The sequence below is a fragment of the Plantibacter cousiniae (nom. nud.) genome, assembly GCF_977070315.1.
The window spans coordinates 370,786-390,238 of sequence record NZ_CDRVEU010000004.1; the positions used below are offsets into that span (position 1 = coordinate 370,786).

Annotated in this window: 15 protein-coding genes and 1 pseudogene; 10 read left to right on the forward strand and 6 right to left on the reverse strand. The window is 57.5% G+C overall.

Annotation, left to right across the window (positions count from 1 at the left end):
• Positions 1 to 6: 6 nt before the first annotated feature.
• Positions 7 to 726 (reverse strand): GntR family transcriptional regulator, encoded by a 720-nt coding sequence (locus tag ACW55A_RS11645; RefSeq protein ID WP_455808220.1) that lies wholly within the window; start codon positions 724 to 726, stop codon positions 7 to 9.
• A 343-nt stretch (positions 727 to 1,069) separates the two neighbouring features.
• Here ACW55A_RS11645 and ACW55A_RS11650 point away from each other — a divergent pair, with 343 nt between their 5' ends.
• From ACW55A_RS11650 to ACW55A_RS11665, 4 genes and pseudogenes are all read left to right on the forward strand, one after another.
• Positions 1,070 to 2,521: an NCS1 family nucleobase:cation symporter-1 gene (locus tag ACW55A_RS11650; RefSeq protein WP_498811259.1), complete on the forward strand. Its 1,452-nt coding sequence runs from the start codon at positions 1,070 to 1,072 to the stop codon at positions 2,519 to 2,521.
• Between the two features lie 289 nt (positions 2,522 to 2,810).
• Positions 2,811 to 4,886 (forward strand): hybrid sensor histidine kinase/response regulator, encoded by a 2,076-nt coding sequence (locus ACW55A_RS11655; RefSeq protein WP_498811258.1) that lies wholly within the window; start codon positions 2,811 to 2,813, stop codon positions 4,884 to 4,886.
• Between the two features lie 73 nt (positions 4,887 to 4,959).
• Positions 4,960 to 5,211, forward strand: a complete 252-nt coding sequence (locus ACW55A_RS11660) for a hypothetical protein (protein WP_498811257.1) — start codon at positions 4,960 to 4,962, stop codon at positions 5,209 to 5,211.
• A 275-nt stretch (positions 5,212 to 5,486) separates the two neighbouring features.
• Positions 5,487 to 7,262 (forward strand): annotated as a pseudogene (locus ACW55A_RS11665) (methyl-accepting chemotaxis protein); the annotation flags it as partial.
• A 112-nt stretch (positions 7,263 to 7,374) separates the two neighbouring features.
• Here the strand turns inward: ACW55A_RS11665 and ACW55A_RS11670 are convergent.
• Both ACW55A_RS11670 and ACW55A_RS11675 read right to left on the reverse strand, forming a co-directional pair.
• A complete protein-coding gene (locus tag ACW55A_RS11670) occupies positions 7,375 to 7,689 on the reverse strand; it encodes a hypothetical protein (RefSeq protein WP_032699219.1) in 315 nt (104 codons plus the stop codon).
• A gap of 217 nt (positions 7,690 to 7,906) precedes the next feature.
• Positions 7,907 to 8,770 (reverse strand): alpha/beta hydrolase, encoded by an 864-nt coding sequence (locus tag ACW55A_RS11675; RefSeq protein ID WP_003434608.1) that lies wholly within the window; start codon positions 8,768 to 8,770, stop codon positions 7,907 to 7,909.
• Positions 8,771 to 8,886: 116 nt separating this feature from the next.
• Between ACW55A_RS11675 and ACW55A_RS11680 the strand changes: the two genes are divergently transcribed.
• The 4 genes from ACW55A_RS11680 to ACW55A_RS11695 all read left to right on the forward strand — a co-directional run bounded on the left by ACW55A_RS11680 (position 8,887) and on the right by ACW55A_RS11695 (position 12,472).
• Positions 8,887 to 9,489, forward strand: a complete 603-nt coding sequence (locus tag ACW55A_RS11680) for a TetR/AcrR family transcriptional regulator (RefSeq protein ID WP_003434607.1) — start codon at positions 8,887 to 8,889, stop codon at positions 9,487 to 9,489.
• 256 nt (positions 9,490 to 9,745) lie between these two features.
• The gene (locus ACW55A_RS11685; protein WP_003369923.1) at positions 9,746 to 10,534 is read left to right on the forward strand and encodes an SDR family NAD(P)-dependent oxidoreductase; all 789 of its coding nucleotides are present in this window, start codon (positions 9,746 to 9,748) and stop codon (positions 10,532 to 10,534) included.
• Positions 10,535 to 10,593: 59 nt separating this feature from the next.
• Positions 10,594 to 11,595, forward strand: coding sequence for an NADP-dependent oxidoreductase (locus ACW55A_RS11690; RefSeq protein WP_455808222.1), 1,002 nt, complete (start codon positions 10,594 to 10,596; stop codon positions 11,593 to 11,595).
• Positions 11,596 to 11,659: 64 nt separating this feature from the next.
• Positions 11,660 to 12,472 (forward strand): oxidoreductase, encoded by an 813-nt coding sequence (locus ACW55A_RS11695; protein ID WP_455808223.1) that lies wholly within the window; start codon positions 11,660 to 11,662, stop codon positions 12,470 to 12,472.
• 19 nt (positions 12,473 to 12,491) lie between these two features.
• Here ACW55A_RS11695 and ACW55A_RS11700 read toward each other — a convergent pair whose 3' ends face one another.
• Together ACW55A_RS11700 and ACW55A_RS11705 are read right to left on the reverse strand one after the other, a co-directional pair.
• The gene (locus tag ACW55A_RS11700; protein WP_065349418.1) at positions 12,492 to 13,076 is read right to left on the reverse strand and encodes a TetR/AcrR family transcriptional regulator; all 585 of its coding nucleotides are present in this window, start codon (positions 13,074 to 13,076) and stop codon (positions 12,492 to 12,494) included.
• Between the two features lie 212 nt (positions 13,077 to 13,288).
• Positions 13,289 to 13,990: a glutathione S-transferase family protein gene (locus tag ACW55A_RS11705; RefSeq protein ID WP_498811256.1), complete on the reverse strand. Its 702-nt coding sequence runs from the start codon at positions 13,988 to 13,990 to the stop codon at positions 13,289 to 13,291.
• A gap of 338 nt (positions 13,991 to 14,328) precedes the next feature.
• Here ACW55A_RS11705 and ACW55A_RS11710 point away from each other — a divergent pair, with 338 nt between their 5' ends.
• Together ACW55A_RS11710 and ACW55A_RS11715 are read left to right on the forward strand one after the other, a co-directional pair.
• Entirely contained in the window at positions 14,329 to 16,740 is a 2,412-nt protein-coding gene (locus tag ACW55A_RS11710) for a DUF3772 domain-containing protein (RefSeq protein WP_054080884.1), read from the forward strand.
• Positions 16,741 to 17,429: 689 nt separating this feature from the next.
• Positions 17,430 to 17,855 (forward strand): DUF6685 family protein, encoded by a 426-nt coding sequence (locus ACW55A_RS11715; RefSeq protein WP_498811255.1) that lies wholly within the window; start codon positions 17,430 to 17,432, stop codon positions 17,853 to 17,855.
• Here ACW55A_RS11715 and ACW55A_RS11720 read toward each other — a convergent pair.
• Positions 17,787 to 19,382: a helicase-related protein gene (locus ACW55A_RS11720; RefSeq protein ID WP_498811254.1), complete on the reverse strand. Its 1,596-nt coding sequence runs from the start codon at positions 19,380 to 19,382 to the stop codon at positions 17,787 to 17,789. The genes ACW55A_RS11715 and ACW55A_RS11720 overlap by 69 nt on opposite strands.
• Positions 19,383 to 19,453 lie beyond the last annotated feature (71 nt).

Sequence of the window (19,453 nt, forward strand, 5' to 3'; positions counted from 1 at the left end):
ACTCCTTCAGCGCCGTTTGAAAATGCTATGAAAATCCACTGTCTCGCTGACCGGCGCATCCACATTCAGGCTGGCACGGATGCGCCGTAAATGCTCGGCCATCCATTCACGTGCCTGTTCGCCCTGCCCGCTTTCAAGCAAGGTCAGCAAGTCAAGATGCTGGCCACAATCACAGCCGACACTGCGTCGCGAACCATACACAGCCACAATCAACGAAGACCGCGTGGTGAGTTGCGCAACCTGCTCGGTCAACACCTGATTACCCGCCAGCGCGCTCAGTTGCACATGGAAACGCGCCGACAATTGAATCGCTTCGCTGTGGCGCCCGGCGTGTTGCGCCTCATGCTCCTGATCGCAGAGCGCGCGCAGGGCTTGCAGGCACTGACCGGCGACTCGCGTGGCGATATCGGCCATCAGCGCGGGCTCGATCAGTTGCCTGGCACCCAATACATCCTGTGCCTCCTGAGCCGACGGTTGCGCAACCTCTGCGCCGCGCTTGGGGCGCAGGGTCACCAGTCGTTCCAGCGCCAGACGCTGCAAGACCTTGCGAATGCCGGTACGGCTGATCTCGAATACGTCGGCCAAAGCGTCCTCGGGCAAGCGCGTCCCCGGAGCGAGCCGATGTTCGACGATAGCTTTCAGTACATGCTGGTAAATCTGTTCATCACGGCCTTTTTCATCGGCAGAAGGCGTGAGAAACAACGGGGCACTGTCAGATCGGATCATGGTTTCACATCACATTGGCATTACAGATCGTATACAAGAATAGTGCCTGATGCGGAACATGATGAGTAGCGCAATTTAGCAGTGCGCCAAATCGCTCCTCAGTCGAAAACGCATGAATCGCACCGTAAATGAGCAAAAGCGCCCTGTTTACGTGCACTTCAAGCGCAGGTTCGAACCTGTCTGATTTACACACCCGTCTCGGTACAAGCGCCCTGAAACAAGACTCGCGGCCATTCCAGGCCGAATGATAATCGTATGGCACATGTTTTGCGTACACGATCGTATACAAAAAAATCGCCGATCGTACTCCGATCACGTCACGACACACCGAGGGAGTCACGCAATGACAGATCAACGCCCGGCCGGGTACAGCCCGCGCCTGCACAACCACGATCTGGGGCCGGTGCCGCAGAAGTGGACCTGGTACAACATCCTGGCGTTCTGGATGAGCGACGTGCACAGCGTCGGCGGCTACGTTTTCGCGGCCAGTCTGTTCGCTCTGGGCCTGGCCAGTTGGCAAGTGCTGATCGCGCTGCTGGTGGGGATCTGCATCATTCAAGTGATCGCCAATCTGGTCGCCAAACCCAGTCAGCAAGCCGCCGTGCCCTACCCGGTCATCTGCCGCCTGGCCTTCGGCGTCTTCGGTGCCAACATTCCCGCCATCATTCGCGGGCTGATCGCGGTGGCGTGGTACGGCATTCAAACCTACCTGGCGTCCAGCGCGCTGGTGATCGTGGTGCTGCGTTTCTTCCCGGAACTGGCTGCGTATCAAAATGTGACCTTTCTCGGGCTGTCGTGGCTTGGCTGGTCCGGCTTTCTGGCGTTGTGGGTGGTTCAGGCTGCTGTGTTCTGGACCGGCATGGAGTCGATCAGACGTTTCATCGACTGGGCCGGTCCTGCCGTTTACGCGGTGATGTTCGCGCTGGCAGGCTGGATTGTCTGGCGCGCCGGCTGGGATAACATCAGTTTCACCCTGGCTGAAAAAGAGTTGTCCGGCTGGGCGGCGTTCGGGCAAGTGGTCATGGCCATCGCGCTGGTGGTCTCGTATTTCTCCGGGCCGACGCTGAACTTCGGTGATTTCAGCCGCTATTGCCGCAGCATGGCCGACGTGCGCCGCGGCAATTTCTGGGGCCTGCCGGTGAATTTTCTGGCGTTTTCACTGGTAACGGTGGTGATCGTCTCGGGTACATTGCCGATTTTCGGTGAGATGATCCACGACCCGATCGCGACCGTCGCACGCATCGATAACACCACGGCCGTGCTGCTCGGCGCCTTTACTTTCGTGACCGCGACGGTCGGTATCAACATCGTCGCCAACTTCGTTTCCCCTGCCTTCGACTTCGCCAACGTGGCGCCCAGCCGCATCAGCTGGCGTGCAGGCGGCATGATCGCTGCCGTAGCGTCGATCTTCATCCCCCCCTGGAACCTGTTCAACAACCCGGAAGTGATCCATTACACCCTGGACGTGCTGGCGGCCTGCATCGGCCCGCTTTTCGGCATCCTGCTGGTGGATTACTACCTGATCAAGAAACAGCAGATCGACGTCGACGCCCTGTTCAATGACACGCCAAGCGGTCGTTACTGGTACACCAACGGCGTCAACTGGATCGCGGTCAAGGCATTGCTGCTCACTGCACTGGTCGGTCTGTGCTTCACCTTTGTCGAGTGGTTCAAGCCGATTGCCAACTTCGCCTGGTTTACCGGTTGCATCCTGGGCGGCGCAGTGTTTTATGCGCTAACCCGCTGGTCGCCGGTGCAGGCTGCCAACCTGCCTGCGCCCGTCGGCCAGCATTGAGACGTTCGCAGGACGCTGAATACTTGAATGAAACCAGCGCTTTCAGGTGAACCGCCGAGCCCGGCATGACCTGAAAGCGCTACCCCGCCTGCTCCGCTGAAAATAGCGCGCACCTCAAATGATATTAATTTAATATCACCCTATCCAGAATCATGGAATGATCGAGTGTCACTGATCACTCTGTGAGGCATCAGGCACAAAATAGAATAAATTTTGTACAACTTTCAGGCCGCTGCGCTGCCCTATGACTGAGTCTTTGTGAACCAGGCGTTCAAGTGGGTCGATAGTGATGAGCAATGATGTTTCTGGCGGCAGGCCATTTGCCCCCCAGCCACCCCCGCCTTCGGAGCAGGAAGCGGCCGAGCAGCTACAACTCGCCCTGGATTCAGGGGCAGTTGTCGGCACTTGGGTGTGGGACATCATTGCCGATCAGTTGACCGGCGATGAGCGTTTTGCCCGGACCTTCGGTTTGTCCCCGAAGCTGTGCGCCAAAGGCTTGCCACTGGAACTGGTGATTGCCTCCATTCATCCCGACGACTCGGCCAGAGTCGACAAGTCAATCGAGGACGCGCTTCAAAGCAGCGAAACCTACCGATGCGAATACCGGGTTCTGCATGAAGACGGTCTTTATCGCTGGATCGAAGCCAGCGGACGAATCGAGCGCGATAGTCGCGGCAAACCTGTTCGCAGTCCGGGCGTATTGCTCGATATAGACAGCCGTCGCACGGCTGAAGAGGAGCGCGACCGGCTCAACGAGTTGCTGAGGATATTCACGGCTGCCGTTCCCGGCGTCGTCTACGCCAAGGATCTCGAGGGTCGCATGCTGGTCGCCAATCGTGGCACCGCTGAACTGATCGGCAAGCCGCCCGCGTTTTTCATCGGCAAGACGGACCTGGAGTTTCTGGATGATCCGCAGCAGGCACGGGTGCTCATGGAAACCGACCGCCGGATCATGCAGAACAATGTCAGCGAACAGATCGAAGAACACGTCAACCTGCCTGACGGCTCTGCAGCGACGTGGCTCTCGACCAAAGCGCCCCTGCTCGATGAAAACGGCGAGGTGATCGGTCTGATCGGCTCGTCTGTTGATGTCACCGCCAGAAAAAAAGCCGAAGAAGCGGTCAGAGAACTCAATCAGACACTCGAACAGCGCATCGAACAAGCCGTTTTCGAACGCGAGCAGATCGAAGACGCCCTGCGCCACTCGCAGAAGATGGATGCCGTCGGGCAACTGACCGGAGGCATCGCTCATGACTTCAACAACCTGCTGGCCGGTATTTCCGGCAGCCTGGAACTGATCACCAAACGGTTGGCTCAGGGGCGCGTCGGCGATGTTGACCGTTACGTGTCGGTCGCCCAGGGCGCAGTACGCCGCGCGGCGTCGCTGACTCACCGTCTGCTGGCGTTCTCCCGACGCCAGACACTGTCGCCGAGAGTCACCGACGTCAACGGGTTGATTCATGACATGGAAGAGTTGATCGCCCGTACCGTCGGCCCGGAGATAGACATAAAGGTCGTCGCCCAGAATGATCTATGGCCTGCGCTGATCGATCATGCCCAGCTGGAAAGCTCGCTTCTGAACCTGTGCCTGAACGCCCGTGACGCGATGCCCAACGGCGGGCGCATTATCATCGAGACCGCTAACGCGTCTCTTGAAGAGTGCACCGATCCGGACCATGGCATTCCTGCCGGCGAGCACCTGAGCATACGGGTCACCGACACGGGCATCGGCATGAGTCCGGACATTGCCGCCAAAGCCTTCGAACCGTTCTTCACCACCAAGCCCATAGGTGCCGGCACCGGTCTCGGGCTGTCGATGGTGTATGGTTTTGTGCGCCAGTCCGGCGGGCAGATTCGCGTCGAATCGGTCGAAGGCCAGGGCACCAGCGTGGTCATGCACCTGCCACGCCACACTGCTGAAAATGCTCCCCGCCCCGTCGAGCCGGAAGTCATTGAAGAACCGCCGCATCACACCGGCGAAACCGTCCTGATCGTGGACGACGAACCCTCGGTGAGGATGCTCGTCGCCGAAGTCATCAGCGGTCTGGGCTACAACTGCCTGGAAGCGGCAGACGCACAGTCAGGTTTGCAGATCCTGCAGTCGGACACACGCATCGACCTGTTGATCAGTGACATAGGCTTGCCGGGCGGCATGAATGGCCGGGAAATGGCCGATGCGGCAGGCGACTGTCGACCGGGCCTGCCGACCCTGTTCATCACCGGTTATGCCAAAACATCCGTGCTGGACGATTGCCACCTGCGGCCTTGCACGCAACTGCTCACCAAGCCGTTCGGGCTGGATGCGCTGGCCGGGCGAGTGACAGGCCTGATCGGCGCTGACGCAGTCGCCCGCGGGTTTTCGTAGAGTGAATCCGACCACGCCTGACGGTCGGTATTTTGTGGTCAGGGACCAACTCTGGCGGTGCTCCAATCCCTCTTTGAGCGACGACGTCCGCCAGCATCTGGTGGATGAGCTGATGGCTGCACGTCGTGCAGTCAAGGCCGCCAAGGCGTCCGAAGACCCCGAAGCCTTGAAGACGGCTCGGACCAGTGTGGACAAGGCCAAGGTTGCGCTTGGCGAGCGCGGTGAGGTCTGGTGGACCGATGGCGCCGAGGACTTCAATCGGCGCAAGGTGAAAAACACGCCTTATGCACAGTGGTATCTCGATTTGAATCACTCTGCCTACTGAACTGACAGCGTCATTCTGAACTGAAGGATGAAACCTTCAGGCGCTTTGTCATTTATATGACATATGACATTCATAAACATCGATTCCCGCCGATAACCACCCCAGCTTTACCCACTACCTATGACTCCTTGCGTAATACCCCTCTAAAGGCTCATACCGGCATGAGAAAATCTTTAAAATTCAGCCATAAAATCCTCTTGGCAGCGTCCCTCGTGGTAATCGCCGCATTCACGCTATTCACCTTCTACAACGATTATCTGCAGCGCAATGCGTTGCGCGTGCAGCTCAAGGAGAACCTTAACCAGACAGGCGAAAGCACCGCTGGCAATATCCGTAACTGGCTTTCAGGGCGAATTCTTCTGGTAGAGAACCTGGCGGAAAACGCCTCTTCGCCTCAGTCCGCGCAAGAGCAGAATCGGGTGCTCGGCCAACCCACGCTGATCGCCACCTTCATGAGCATTTACCAAGGCAGAAGTGATGGCTCCTTCGTCACCCAGCCGCCTGATGACATGCCGGCCGATTACGACCCACGAACCCGGCCGTGGTATGTCGATGCCGTTCGCGCCGGCAAAACCATCCTCACCGAGCCGTATCTGGACGCGGTGACCAAGGGCCTGATCGTGACCCTTGCCACACCGATCAAGGGTGAGTCTGGCGTGGCCGGCGTGATTGGCGGCGACCTGAGCCTGGAAATCCTGGTGAAGATGATCAGTTCACTGCGACTGCACGGCGACGGATACGCGTTCCTGGTCGATGCGAATGGCCGCATTCTGGTTCATCCGGACACCTCGCTGGTGATGAAGACGCTGGCCGAAGTCTACCCGACGAACACACCGAAGCTGTCGCAAGACCTCAGTGAAAGCGAATATGCCGGCAAGACACAGATCCTTACCTTCGCTCACGTGGACGGTCTGCCATCGGTCAACTGGTACGTCGGCGTGGCGATGGATAAAGACATCGCCTACGCGGCACTGGGCGAGTTCAGAAACTCGGCCATCGTGGCCACTGTGATTGCTGTGGTGCTGATCATCCTGCTGCTGGGCATGCTCCTGAGCGTCCTGCTGCGGCCACTGAACCTGATGGGCCGCGCCATGCACGATATCGCTGCCGGCGAAGGTGACCTGACCAAGCGCCTGATTATCGAGAGCCAGGACGAGTTCGGCTACCTGGGCAACGGCTTCAACCTCTTTGTAGAGCGAATCCATGACTCGATGCGTGAAGTCGCCTCCTCCACCGTGCAGCTCAATGAAGTTGCCCAGCGGGTACTGAATGCATCCAACTCGTCGATGCTCAACTCCGATCAACAGTCCCACCGCACCAACAGCGTCGCCGCAGCCATCAATGAACTGGGCGCCGCAACACAGGAGATCGCCCAGAACGCCGCGCGTGCATCGGGGCACTCCAGCGATGCACGGACGTTGGCATCTAACGGGCAGGACGTAGTCGGGCAGAACATCTCGGCCATGAGCCGTCTCTCCAAACGCATCAGCAGCGCAAGCGAGCAGATCGAGACGCTGAATACCAAAACAGCCAACATCGGCCAGATCCTCGACGTGATTACCGGCATCTCCCAACAGACCAATCTACTGGCCCTCAATGCGGCCATCGAGGCCGCGCGTGCGGGTGAGGCCGGCAGAGGTTTTGCCGTGGTTGCCGATGAAGTCCGCAGCCTGGCGCACCGAACCCAGGAATCAGCGAGTCAGGTGCAGGAGATGATCGAGCAGTTGCAATCCGGTGCTCGTGAAGCCGTGGCGATCATGAACGACAGCCAGCGCGAGAGCGTTGAAACGGTCGAGATTGCCAACAAGGCCGTGACAAGTCTGGAAAACGTCACCGAGCGTATCGGCGAAATCGACGGCATGAACCAGTCGGTGGCGACTGCCACCGAAGAGCAGACCGCCGTCGTGGAAGCGATCAACGTGGACATCACCGAGATCAATACGCTGAACCAGCAAGGCGTAGAGAACCTGAACGCGACCCTGCGCGCGTGCACTGACCTTGAACAGCAGTCCACTCGATTGACGCAGTTGGTGGGCAGTTTCCGAATCTGACGTGGCAAGGCCGCTGCCGGAAAGCGTCAGGCAGCGGCCTGCTCTGCTCGACTGCTCCATTCAGCCCATCCGGCAGTTCGCCTACACCAAAAGCAAGAAACGGCATCGTCGATCACATGTAAAAAAGGTCAGCCTGAAAACTCCGGTCTTCCAGTACGGCCGCACCTGTTTCGGTAACACCAAGAACAATGTGCTGGACATAGGGAAACGAGATGTCGTGCTCCAGCACAGCGGCTGAAACCAGCAGACCCTCTTTGACCAGCTCATCAATCATTGCCATAAAATCCCCGGCCGCCGGAACGTCTGATTGAAGGCGTATCAGCGCGAGATAAATCTGGCCAGACGTCAACTTTCCAGGGCGGACGAAGTTCGCGCTGCGGACGATTTCAAGCACCGCCAATTCATCGGAAAAATTATTAAAACCCATAGCGGCCTCCCACTTCTGAAGACGCTGACTCGCCTGTCCGGCTGTGTCAGGACTTTTAAAAGAAGCTCAGCTCGTGATGAGCGGAAACGCATCTGGCTTCCGTTATTCATATTGCAATTAAACGAGCCAGATCCAGCTGGCACATACGGATTTCATGAAGCTGCGTGTAGGCGCTTTAGAGTGGAATCGTCGGAAAGGCCATCCGTTGCGGATGCCGTTAACGATGATCCGGTTTCAGAAAGTTCATCGCTTCCGTAATCACCGAAGGGTGATCAATCAGCCGATTGTGACCAAGCCCTTCAGTGGTAAACAGACGCGCCCCCGGCCATAGTTCTGCAAAACGAGCGCCCTTTTCCCACGGTGTTTCACGGTCACGGCGGTCATGAATGATCAGGGCGGGACGATCAAGCAGCGGCAGTCGCGAACTGGCGTCGTAGTCTGCAAAGCGGCGACCGGTCAGCGAGTGCAGGACGCCCTCGAAAGGTTTGAATACTGTGTGGGCAACACCGACCGAATCGAATAGTTGAAGTACGCTGTCCGTAGGTGCCAGGAACGGCGCAATCAGGATAAAACGATCAGGGCACCACGACTGTTCCTGAGCGAAAACAATCGATGAAGCGCCCAATGAATGCGCTATCACCGCCGCAGGTTTTCCGAAATGGCGTCCCACGTGCTGCTGCACAGCCACGAACTGGGTCATGTGGCTGATATTGCCTGCGCTCAACCCGTGCGCGGGCTGATCGAACCCCACTACGGCGTAGCCCATCGAGCGCAGTAACGGCACCCATCCGATAAAACGCATCGCGTAACTTGACCAGCCGTGGGCCAGCAACACATACGGCTGGCTGGAGGGATCGCCCCAAACATAGGTGGCAATTCTGATGCCGTCCAGTTCAAGGCTACCGGTTTGCACATCCGTCGCTGTACTCAGGATTTCGGCAGCCTTGGCACGTCCGGACGCCTGAGGAGTCACAAAACGTTGAGCGAGGTATCTTCCAGTGATGCCCGGTAGAATACGGCTGCTCAGCGTGAACATGCCGCGCAGCGTCAATAGTCGAAGCCTGTTGATGATGTCGCTCATCGCTATTCCCCACGCCCGTCAGATGATCTGGCGCCATTAGAACAGCCTATCTTGTCACTGACAAGATAGCTGAACCGATGGGAATATAACTTTTGTTTCATGATAGGGAGCCTTACATGTCGACTTCAGACGCCCCACGGACCTACCACCACGGCAATCTGCCCGCCGTCCTGCGTCAGGCCGCCTGGGATATCGTGGGGGAAGCGGGAGTCCGCGGCATGTCACTGCGCGAGTGCGCCAGAAGGGCGAATGTCTCTCATGCCGCCCCCGCCCACCATTTCGGCTCTCTGGAAAATCTGCTGGCGGAGGTGGTGGCCGATGGGTATGAGCGCATGGCCGACGTCATCGTTGCCGTGCAACAGGAACTTGACGACACCCTCCTGGGTTGCGGCATTGGTTATGTAAGTTTCGCCAAAAGTTACCCGGAGCACTTCCGGTTGATGTTTGGCGCGGGTGTAAACCGCACGTTGCCCAGGCTTCTCGAATCGGGTGAACGTGCGCTGCAAGTCCTCCGCCAGTCGATACGCAACGCCTGGATAACAAAATACGGTAGCGAGCCCGACCCGGAACTGCTTGAACAGCGCACCTTCCTCGCCTGGAGCACCGCGCATGGCTACGCTTCCCTGACCATCGACAGAAAGACGAATACCCCCCCTATTCCCTCTGCCGAGTCGGTACTGCAATTGATGACATGCGCCGTGCTTATGCCGTCAGACTGAAAACAGACGCACTGACCTCCATCAGATCGATACACAACCGCCGTCGTGACTGCGCTTGCGCAGAAGCGGTTTTGGCGGTGTGCATGCAATTTGCCCGCACGTCTTCCCATGATGTTCCCCACGTCCCCTTCCGAAACCCGAGCAGGATCAGCACGGCCTATTTTTGATGTCGATCAACATCAATACGTTGACATTTTAGATTTTGATCGTAATCATAACTGCCATCTCCTCCACGCAGTTTACGAGTACATCCTCCATGACAACGCCATCCACTGTTCTCATTACCGGTGCTTCCAGCGGCATCGGCGCGGTATATGCCGAACGATTTGCCCGTCGCGGTCACAATCTCGTAGTGGTCGCTCGTGACAAGGCACGTCTTGATGATCTGGCAGCACGCCTTCGTGAAGAAAACGGCGTTGCCGTTGAAGTCATTCAGGCCGATTTGACTCAAGCTGCCGACCTCACAGCTCTGGAAACCCGCCTGCGTGAGGACGCCAGCATCGGTGTGCTGATCAACAACGCGGGCATTGCTCAATCCGGAGGGTTCGCGCAACAGAACGCCGAGTCCATCGACAAGCTTGTCGCCCTCAATATCGTCGCCCTGACACGCCTTGCGGCCGCCGTGGCCCCACGTTTCGCGCAGTCCGGCTCGGGCTCGATCGTTAACCTCGGTTCGGTGGTGGGCTTTGCGCCAGAGTTCGGCATGTCGGTCTACGGTGCGACCAAGGCCTACGTGCTGTTCCTTTCCCAGGGAATGAACGTGGAATTGGCGCCCAACGGCGTCTACGTCCAGGCGGTGCTTCCGGCGGCCACGCGCACCGAAATCTGGGAGCGTGCGGGGATCGATCTGAACACGATTGCAGAGGTGATGGACGTCGACGAACTGGTTGATGCGGCACTGGTGGGCTACGACCGCCGCGAACAGGTGACCATTCCGCCGCTGCATGTAGCGGGTCGTTGGGACTCGCTGGATGAGGCGCGGCAAGGGCTGTTGTCGGACATTCGACAGGCTCAGGCGGCCGAGCGCTATCGCCCGCAAGCCTGAGGCGGGTCAAGCCGCGGCAGATCCACACCCTTGTTCGACGACACTGGAATCAGAGCGTCATGAAAGCACTGACATTCGAAAAGTACGGCAAGTCGCCTGAGATTGCGATTACCCACGTCCCCATACCGGCCATCAAACCTGACGAACTGTTGGTGGAAGTTCACGCGGCCGGGTTGAACCCGATCGACAACATCATCACTACGGGGGTCTTCAAGCCTGTAGTGAAGTTGCAACTACCGGCCACCATGGGCAGCGATCTGGCAGGCATGGTCATTCAAGTAGGCAGCGCAGTCACTCGTTTCAAGGCAGGCGACGCAGTATTCGCGAGCCTGTTCGAACTGCGTGGGGGCGCCATCGCCCAGTTCGCCGCCGTACCGGAGCACGCTGCCGCATTGAAACCCGCCAATCTGGACTTTGTTCAGGCCGCCTCCATCCCGATGGTCGCGCTTACGTCGTGGCAGGCATTCAAGGAACGCGCCCCTCTTAAAGCGGGCCAGAAGGTGTTCATACCGGCCGGGTCTGGAGGTATCGGCACCTTCGCCATCCAGCTGGCCAAACACCTGGGCGCCAAAGTGGCCACGACCACCAGCGCGGGGAATATGGAGCTGGTTCGCAGCCTGGGCGCAGATGAAGTCGTGAATTACAAAGAGCAGGCATTTGAACAAGTGCTGCACGACGTTGACCTGGTGCTCGGCACCACCCGGGGAGACGACCTTGAAAGAGCTGTCGGCATCCTCAAGCCCGGCGGCAGGATCGTATCCCTGGTCGGCCCGCTGGATAAGGCATTCGCCAGGGCTCGGCGGATGAATGTCTTCTTCACCTTCGTATTCGGGTTGATGAGCCGCAGAATCACGCGCCTGGCGAGGAAGAAGAATGTGTCGTACTCGTTTCTGTTTGTTCGCGCGGATGGCGCTCAACTTGGCGACATCGCCAGGCTGCTCGAAAGTGGCCACATAACACCGGTGATTGACAGGGTCTTTGCGTTTGAACAGGCCAGCGAAGGGCTTGAATACCTGGGCCAGGGCCGTGCCAAAGGCAAGGTCGTCGTGAAGATCAAGTAAGCGTTTATTCAACGTCCACTCAGCCACCATTCAGGCCCGCATCTGTCGAGCATTGGAGTATCAAATGGACACCTCTTCCGAAAGAACCGCCATCGTCACGGGTGCCTCATCGGGCATCGGTCGTGCCACCGCAGAGGCGCTGGCGCGCGCGGGGTATACCGTGTTTGGCACAAGCCGCAAAATTGGTGACAGTTATGCAAAGGTCTCCATGCTGACCTGCGATGTCACGAATGACGACTCTGTCCGCGCGCTCGTTGCCACCGTGCTTGCGAAAACCGGGCGTATCGACCTGCTCGTCAACAATGCCGGCATCGGTATGCTGGGCGGGGCCGAGGAGTTCTCGATCCCGCAAGTGCAGGCACTGTTCGACGTCAATCTGTTTGGCGTCATGCGCATGACCAGCGCAGTACTGCCGTCGATGCGCCAACAAGGTCGGGGACGCATTATCAATATCGGATCGGTTCTGGGGCTGATACCCGCGCCCTACTCGGCTCATTATTCGGCGGTCAAACATGCTCTGGAAGGCTATTCGGAATCGCTCGATCACGAAATTCGCGCCTTCAACGTCCGGGTTTCGGTCATTGAGCCGGCATTCGTACGCACCGTCTTCGATCAAAACGGCATCGAGCCGGACTCACGGTTGCCGGAGTATGATCAGGCGCGAGCGGGTGTCCGTGCGTTGCTCGCCGATGTGATGCCGACAGCCGACCTGCCCGAGGTTGTCGCAGCGGTGGTACTGAAAGCGGCGAGCGATGTTCGCCCACGGCATCGATACACCGCCGGCAAGGCCGCCCGACAAATCAGCCTGCTACGGCGCTTCGCGCCTGCCGGAGCGTTCGATAAAAGCTTGCGCAAGCAGTTTCGCTTGCCGGTATAGATGCCATAGTCTGGACGTATCAGCGCCTTTCCATACTGACTTGGCTCGGCAATGGCCCGCAGGCGCGATAGGTGTCGATCAACGTGTCAAAAAGGGAAATGTCCGACCTGCTTCTGGCAACCAGTTGAGCGCCCGCCACAGCGGAAAAAATGGCCTGCGCCCGCACCTCGCTGTCCGCAGGCGGGCAAATGTTCGCTGCCACCAGAAGCTTGCTCAGCCAGGCAATGTTGACCTGGGCGAATAGCTGCATTTCTTCAGTCATCTCCGGCGGCAGGTTGTCGGTTTCAGCGCCGACGAAAGTGCCCAGGCAAAGGCGGTTTTCAACCTCCAGCGAGCGCCGGAAGATCTCCGGAAAGCGCTGTAATGCTTCGCTGGGATCGGGGGTTTCTTCGGCGATCGTCTCAAGTGCAGCGGCACCGTCCTGCCAGTATCGCCTGGCAACAGCGACACCCAGATCAGCCTTGCTGGGGAAGTGGTAGTAAATACTGGCCGGCTTGATTCCGACCTGGGCGGCCAGATCGCGAAAGTTCAGGCCGTTGTAGCCCTGGGACTGGGCGATATTTCTCGCAGCAAGCAGGATCGCCTCACGGGCGTTGATGGTCATCGTAGTGCCTTGTACTTCGGACGCGTTTCTGGAGACCGGCACATGCTAATTCAAAAACCTGCCTTTTGTTAGGTAGAAAGACGGTGTGGCGCATGGCAGCAGCCATACGCTGCTGAACGGCCATCGTCGGTTTCTTACAAGCTGAAACGGCTATCGCCGGGAACATCCCGCATGACGTTCCCGGCGATAAGGTGAGCGTAAAAACAGCTCAATCACTCGGCCGGCGAGTCCAGCTCGGGAATACCGCTGCTGCGATCAGCATAGGCCGCCTGAAAAGCCGGACGTTTCTGCCAGCGCTGCCAGTACAGGTCCAGAAACTCGAAACGCTCATCCAGTGGCGTGGCGTTGACCGGAAACTTGGAGAAGGCAATAGCAGTTGCAAGCGTGATGTCCGCGAACGTTGGCGCATCGCCGCCCAGCAGCCATTCGCGACCATCGGACAAATGACGATTGACCAATGCCGCGTGGCTCAGCGCTTCTTTGCGGCAGTGCTCGCCCCATGCTTCGTTCTTGGTCAGTTCAAGCTTGAAACCGAGTCCGGTGTGCAGCACGTGAAAGGCCGTAACGATCCGATAGAGGATATGCACCCAGATGCGGTTGTCCCACATGCTATCGAGGCCCTGCTCCAGAGCGCCCTCGCCCATGATCTTGCGGCCCGGATAAGACTGATCCAGATAGCGAGCGATAGCGGCCGTCTCGGATATGAAGCTGCCGTCTGCCAGTTCCAGGGTCGGTGTTTCACCCCACGGGTTCATGTTCAGATGACGCCAGCCACGCTGCTCTCCACCCGGCGTCATGTCATAAATGGTTTCTTCGAACTGATCGGCAATGCCTTTTTCGTGGATGAACAAACGCAGGCGTTGAGGATTCGGAAAAGCCGAAAGAGAGGTGAAAAGTCGCAATTTAGAGGTCATGGTCAGGCCTGTGAGGTAGGGTAAAACACCTACCTAACTATCGTTAGGTAGCCACACCGTAGCGGTACTTTTGTTCTGAGTCAACGTTTACCTAACACTTGTTAGGCCAGTAGTATCCACTCGGCTGATCAGCAAGCCTGGCAATCGGAGAAGATTCTGCTGAAAATGCAGCCTTCAGGCATGGGTTGGCCCGCATTGACAGCGCTCAAACGTGAGCGCCTTGATATCCTGTGCGCCGATCTCGGGCGGCCAGTGAATGCCGCTCAAAACCATACAAAACTCGGGCTCGAACCACAGGCCTCGCCTGGCCGCATAGCGCAGAGAAAGAAGGAAAAAGAATGCAGCACGCTTCGCTGAACCGTTTTCGTACCGGGTTGCTCGCCTTGCTTTTGCTCTGCGTGACCTTGCCGGCCCTGGCCCAGAATGCTCCCGCCCCCCAGGCCGATAGCGCCAGCAGCGCGACCCCTGCCGTGGATGCCCCGAGCCTGGATGATCTGAGCCAACAGCTCGATCAGATCCGTCAGAAAGTGACGGTCAGCGCTAACGACGACCTGCTTTCAAGCCTGCGCCAGGCGGCTTTGCAGGTCCAGAAACAAGCCGACAATCTGATTGCTCAGCAGGCTGTCGATATCGAACACCTGAATGATCAGCTCAACATTCTCGGGCCGGTGCAACCGGACGAAGCGCAAAGCCTGACCAGTCAGCGCAAGACGTTGACCGCGCAGAAAAACGCGCTGGTCAATGATGAACGTCAGACCAATGAGCTGAGCCAGTCAGCCCGGGATCTGGCTACGCAGATATTCAACCTGCGCCGCAGCCTTTTCGATTCACAGATCAGCACGCGCACGGCGAGCCCGCTCAGTTCGGCATTCTGGTCCACGCTGATTCGCCCGACCGATGACGACCTGGGACGCCTGAACAGGCTTCTGGTGGACGTGCGCCAAGTACTCAACAACGCGATGGCACCGGACAACCGTGTGCAATTCATCAGCGTGGTGCTGGGCGCGTTGTTCATCTGGGTGGTTGTCCGGCGCCTGCTGGAGCGCCTGCTGATCTGGGCGATGATTCGCTGGCTGCCCGAAGGCCGCCTGCGCCGCAGCGCCCTGGCCCTGGCGGTCGGGCTGTCGACCATTCTCACCATCACCATTGCCACTTCCTTGCTGCGCTGGGGAATCGTCCACAACGCGGTGCTCAGCAACGACGTGGTCAATCTGCTCGATCAGGTGCAGACGCTGATTACCTTCTGCGCCTTCATCGTCGGTCTGGGCCGCGCGCTGTTGATGCTGGCACATGCCTCGTGGCGCCTGCCGCAAATTCCTGACCAGATTGCCACCGCACTGGGCCGCTTCCCCCCTGCCCTGGCACTGGCACTGATGGTCATCGGCACCCAGGAACGAATCAACAGTGTGATTGCCAGCAGCCTGGCACTGACCGTTGCGGTCAATGGCCTGACGGCACTGGCGGTTTCGCTGGTGTTCTTCTACGCCCTGTTGCGCTACCGCCGTACCCGCCGCCGCTTTGAACTAGAGCGCCCGGCAGGCTTCGCCGGGCTGATTCCGTTTATCGTTGCGGTGTGGGTCGGCCTGAGTTTGCTGGCGTTGTTGAGCGGCTACCTGACGCTGGCTTACTTTCTGGCAGTGAAACTGCTCTGGATCAGCGTGGTGGCGTCCACTGCATACCTGCTGATCGCCTGCTTCGGTGACATCTGCGAAACCCTCCTGTCACCCAAACAACCTGGCGGCCTGGCGCTGGGCTCAGCGCTGGGCTTGTCCACTCGCCATCAGGCGCAGGCAAGTACCGTACTGGCCGGCATAGGCCGCACCTTGCTTCTGCTCACCGCTGTACTGCTGGCGTTCATGCCTTCAGGGTCGAGCCCGGGCGACCTGCTCGCCAGCTTTACTCAGCTGGATGTCACGTCCAAATCCATGGGCAACCTGAACATTGTCCCCAGCGACATTCTGGTGGCATTGGTCTGCCTGGTCGTCGGCCTGCTGAGTGTGCGTGTACTCAAGGAGTGGTTTGGAGAACGCCTGCTGCCCGAAACCAACATGGACGCAGGCATGCAGGCCTCGCTGGTGACCCTGATCGGTTACATCGGCTTTGTGCTGGTGGTAGCCGTGGTGATGTCCACGCTCAATATCAGCCTCACCAATCTGACCTGGGTGGTCAGTGCGCTGTCGGTGGGGATAGGTTTCGGCCTGCAAGCCATTGTGCAGAACTTCATCTCCGGCCTGATTCTGCTGACCGAGCGTCCGGTCAAAGTCGGCGACTGGGTGAGCCTGGCTGGGGTCGAAGGCGATATTCGCCGGATCAACGTCCGCGCGACCGAAATCCAGATGGGCGACCGTTCAACAGTGATCGTGCCGAACTCGCAGTTCATCACGCAGAACGTCCGCAACGTGACCATGGGCAATGCGCTGGGCGTGGTCGGAATCACCCTAACCCTGCCCCTGGAAACAGATGTTCTGCAAATACGTGAACTGCTGCTGCAGGCCTTCACCGAGCATGAAGCGATACTCGACGCACCAGCGCCTTCAGTCACCTTCAAGGACCTGACCAATACCGGTTTGATCATCAGCGCCAGCGGCTACGTGAACAGCCCACGCTCGGTGGGTGGCGCACGGAGTGATCTGTTGTTTACGGTCTTGGGGCGTCTGAGGGAATTGGGTGTAGCGCTGTCTGCACCGCAGAGCATGGTGTTGATTAATGAGGGGGCTGGGAAGGAGGCGGCGGCGGAAGAGAGTCAGTGATGCTTGTTTGTGTGGTGTCCCAGCGGGGTTCGAACCATTATCTGTGGTGACTAGCTTATAGTCGATCGCATTAAACACATATGCTATTGATTATTTTAGATTTTTTTAAAAATATCAGTAGCGCATCCTAGTGCGCTACTGAAGGTAAGCAAGTACTCCTTCTAGTGCCGACTCGCAGCTCAATGCTTGAAGGAAACCAGATCCAAGCCGACATAGCATGGTTGAAACTGAGGATTTCAGAAATGTCAGCATGTGACAAAATTGATATAGTTGAGATGCGTGGAAATGACTGAGCATCGCTCACCAACAGCTTTGACCCTGAAGAGATTCGAGACCAGATTGTTTCTGCCCGAGAGCTATATAAGGCTTGGTTGAAAAATGGCTTTCGCTAGGGATCAACCACCTTGCAGTGCAGATAAAGGCCTGCGAGTCAGGTATAAATCGTCTACGGCCTAAAGCCATACCACGGCAGGAGCAGCTAGGCGGCTTTCCGAAAACTGCTCTGCGTTCCCCGCCTGCTTACACAGAGATTTGATCATGCCGCCTAAACAAGCCTTTCGTGCTCTAGGTCGTAGCAACCTTATACGGAATTTGCAGCTATGTTTCGGTTAGCCTTCCATATCGCAGTGCTGCATTCTGTTCTGAGGCATCTCGTGCATCGCGCCGGGGTAGACATATAGGAAGCGCCAATGCTTAAGAAAGCAATCAATTTTCTCCGCGACTCTTTACTGGAGGACTTCGGCCAGCCGGCGACCCTGATAAACTTGCTTCGTGCAGACGTCGGCCTGAACAGGCACTTGGTCGAGCATGAAAAGGGTATAAGCGCAGGCGAAGTGGTGCGTTGGAACGACTTCGGCGACTTGGGATACGAAACCAGCCGGATGTACCGACGGAGGCTCAATGGATGGACGCGCTCTCCTGGCTCCTATCAAAACTACGGCTCGACCAGCCTAGTCCGAGAGGATCTTCTTAGCTTGGGTACAGTTAGAGAGATCCAGCACTGGAACTGTGACATTCAGCAGGTCGACGGCTTTTCCGCATCGAAGTCAGAGCTGCGCAAGTTCAAAAGCATGGACGCCATGGTTGTGGGTACTGCTTTCAGCGGGAGTGAGTAGCCACTGAGTTGCTGTGAGAGGGTTCATCGTGGCTCTACCATCGTTAATCTGGATAGCCACAAACTCTTGGCGCATGCGTTTGCCCTGCGGGCCCTGCCACCGTAACATCGCCCCAAGCATCGCTCCATCGCCAAGCTCAGGAGCCTTAATTGTCGCAGCCAAACCGCCAAAGTCATATTCGCAGGCTTTGCCCAGCAGGTATTGCATCAGCTTGGAATTGAGATCGAGCATATGAGTGCCGGGCCGGTTTGCAGCCAAAGTACGATCAAGGGTTACGTCCATACGCTGAGGAGCTTTCCGCGAAAAACCCATCTCACGCATCACTTGGTCAGAAAAGCGAATCCGCAGCAGCCTTTCTTTATGGCTTCGCTCTGCGACTTCGATGCCTAATTGATCGAACATGCCCAAAACAAAGCTGTAGAGGTGATCAGTAGTGATTTCTAGCTCATCACGCAATTCGCGTGGGTCGCTGGAAGCAGCATGGACGAACAATTCCCGCTGCTTGGCGGCGGCAGAATGCGCCTGATTTAAGGCTTCATCAATCCGCTCACGTGTGCGATCAATACCGAGCTTCGTGGCCTCTTGGAGAATGCTTTCGACATCAATCAACTCGGCAAGCTGACCAAGGATTTCGTCTTTCAGGCCATCATTGAATTCATGCTTTTGAACCCCGGCCAGGTCGGCCACCACACTATCGATGCGCTCATACATCAAGTCGACGATATTCTGATCCAAGCTATCGGATTGCTGGATGTTGAACACGACTACTTTCTTTTTTTGCCCATAGCGATACAAACGACCGATCCGCTGAACCAGGCGCATAGGGTTCCATGGCAAATCATAGTTAACCATGACATGGCACTTGCTCTGGAGGTTAATACCCTCCCCGCCTGCTTCAGTTGAGATCAAGAAGCGGCCCTGCTCCTCAAAACGCTTGATGGCTTGTCGCCGGTCAGCGTGCTGCATCGAGCCGTTGATGAGATCAACTCGGTCAATTCCGTAGCGATCAGCAAGAGCATCTCTTAGGTAGCTCTGGGTCGTGCGATATTCGGTGAAAATCAGCACCTTCTCGTTAGGATTTCCAGCGTTGATTTTGCCGATGATATCCTCTACGAACAGTTTAAGTTTTAGATCGTTTGCCTTCAGCAAGGCGGCCTCGGCAATAAGATCCTGGAGCAGTTGAACCTCGCCAGCAAAGAACTCGCGAGCATCGGTGGCGACTTGCTCTTCCCACTCACCTAGATAACGCTCGTCGCTTATCTCATCTTCGATAGCGATGGTCGCGTGATCGTCTAAAAGTCTTTGTAGCCGGTTGCATAGGGCTCGATGAATGGCAGCCGCACTGGATGCAGCAAGCTTTCGATAAACCGTCATCACGAACCCAATGGCATTGCCAGTACGACCTAGCGATTCGCCGGCGTCATACCCTTTGCGGAGATAAGCCTGAAGCGTTTTATCGAAGTCTATGGATTCTCGGCTGCTTGGCACCTGTAAAGCGCTAGTGATCTGTAAGGGGCCGGCGAACACACCTTCCGAACCCCGGCATTAAGGTCGATTGTGTCCGCGTAATTTAAGCGGACGCAATTACCCTTAATATC

Coding starts and splice junctions, on each gene's coding strand:
- ACW55A_RS11705 (WP_498811256.1), bottom strand. CDS start 13,990: ATGACCTCTAAATTGCGACTTTTCACCTCTCTTTCGGCTTTTCCGAAT.
- ACW55A_RS11715 (WP_498811255.1), top strand. CDS start 17,430: ATGCTTAAGAAAGCAATCAATTTTCTCCGCGACTCTTTACTGGAGGAC.
- ACW55A_RS11670 (WP_032699219.1), bottom strand. CDS start 7,689: ATGGGTTTTAATAATTTTTCCGATGAATTGGCGGTGCTTGAAATCGTC.
- ACW55A_RS11680 (WP_003434607.1), top strand. CDS start 8,887: ATGTCGACTTCAGACGCCCCACGGACCTACCACCACGGCAATCTGCCC.
- ACW55A_RS11695 (WP_455808223.1), top strand. CDS start 11,660: ATGGACACCTCTTCCGAAAGAACCGCCATCGTCACGGGTGCCTCATCG.
- ACW55A_RS11650 (WP_498811259.1), top strand. CDS start 1,070: ATGACAGATCAACGCCCGGCCGGGTACAGCCCGCGCCTGCACAACCAC.
- ACW55A_RS11700 (WP_065349418.1), bottom strand. CDS start 13,076: ATGACCATCAACGCCCGTGAGGCGATCCTGCTTGCTGCGAGAAATATC.
- ACW55A_RS11645 (WP_455808220.1), bottom strand. CDS start 726: ATGATCCGATCTGACAGTGCCCCGTTGTTTCTCACGCCTTCTGCCGAT.
- ACW55A_RS11710 (WP_054080884.1), top strand. CDS start 14,329: ATGCAGCACGCTTCGCTGAACCGTTTTCGTACCGGGTTGCTCGCCTTG.
- ACW55A_RS11675 (WP_003434608.1), bottom strand. CDS start 8,770: ATGAGCGACATCATCAACAGGCTTCGACTATTGACGCTGCGCGGCATG.
- ACW55A_RS11655 (WP_498811258.1), top strand. CDS start 2,811: ATGAGCAATGATGTTTCTGGCGGCAGGCCATTTGCCCCCCAGCCACCC.
- ACW55A_RS11690 (WP_455808222.1), top strand. CDS start 10,594: ATGAAAGCACTGACATTCGAAAAGTACGGCAAGTCGCCTGAGATTGCG.
- ACW55A_RS11685 (WP_003369923.1), top strand. CDS start 9,746: ATGACAACGCCATCCACTGTTCTCATTACCGGTGCTTCCAGCGGCATC.